2 protein-coding genes are annotated in these 1,085 nt (G+C 61.1%); both read right to left on the bottom strand.

Going from position 1 to position 1,085, the window contains the following annotated elements; translation table 11 throughout:
• The coding region (locus EOA75_RS33145) for a DNA translocase FtsK 4TM domain-containing protein (protein ID WP_206517132.1) at window positions 1–333 on the bottom strand (333 nt) is incomplete at its 3' end.
• A gap of 212 nt (window positions 334–545) precedes the next feature.
• Window positions 546–821, bottom strand: coding sequence for a hypothetical protein (locus EOA75_RS33140; RefSeq protein ID WP_066998346.1), 276 nt, complete (start codon window positions 819–821; stop codon window positions 546–548).
• Window positions 822–1,085: the final 264 nt, after the last annotated feature.

Genomic DNA, 1,085 nt, shown 5'->3' with positions numbered 1-1,085 from the left:
CTTGCCCAGCCTGTCGACGCCGCGAGCGGAGAAGAGCAGAAAACCCCAGATCACCGCCGGCACCAGCCCGGCGACGGCGGCAAGGCCGAAGAACTGCATGGCAAGGTCGGAAAACACCGCGCCCGCATAGCCCATGGCGTTGGTGACGAGATTGTTGGTGGCGTGCGAGAAGCTTGGATCGGCGACGTTCCAGGTAGCGAGGCTGGCGACGCCGAAAGCGGTGAACACGAACATCCCGGCGCCGACCAGGCGCCCAACCTGCCGCCGCGCGAACGCCTGGATGCCGTGCCCCGTATCGGTCAGCGCGAGCGGTGCTGAAGCGCCTGAACGCATGCCTCTTCCCCGTGTGTCGATGCCTGGCCGGATGCGTGACGCATGCCGGGAGATTCGTCTCCCAGACTATCGGCGGGAAGGTTAAGGGTGCATTAACCATGGCCTTTTACCGAGATGCTCCCCGGAAAGGAGATGGCGGGCCCATGAAGCCCGCCATCTCTCATTGGCAAAGACGAAACGGTCAGGCCCGTAAGGACCCGACCTGCCGCAAATCACTTATGGCCGGCGTACTGCATCAGGTTGGCGCAGAATTCGGCATGCGGCTTGCTCATCGCCGCGTCCTGGCACTCCTTCATCATCGCGTCCTGCTTGTCTTTTGCTGTCGTCGCCCAGGCGGCCTTGAAATCGGCCTCGGACTTCATGGTCTTCATGCTGGAATCGGTGAAGAACGGGGCCATGTTGTCAGGCGAGTCGAGCGCGCCAGCAAGTGCAACACCGCTGACCATCGACAGAGCCATTGCTCCCAGGAAGATGTTCTTGCAGTTCATTGGTCGGTTCCTTCCCTGATATTTGGCGACACCACGATGGCGGTCGCAATCCCAGTACGGAACCGGAAGGGCGGACGTTTCACACATTCGCGATCAAGTGAATGTGATCGAAACGCTCAATGCTCATATCCGAGAAAAAAGGAGGCCCGGAAGATCTTCCGGGCCTCAAGGCGTGAGCCCCTTTCGAGAGCATCACGACGGGATCTTGGGAGTAAATCGGAAAGCCGCGCCGCGGCTTTCCTTGATATCCGGACCGGCGGGGGG

Source organism: Mesorhizobium sp. M1A.F.Ca.IN.022.07.1.1, from assembly GCF_003997575.1.
Lineage (GTDB): Bacteria > Pseudomonadota > Alphaproteobacteria > Rhizobiales > Rhizobiaceae > Mesorhizobium.
This window is presented reverse-complemented; position numbering and strand designations above follow the sequence as displayed.

Coding starts and splice junctions, on each gene's coding strand:
- EOA75_RS33140 (WP_066998346.1), bottom strand. CDS start 821: ATGAACTGCAAGAACATCTTCCTGGGAGCAATGGCTCTGTCGATGGTC.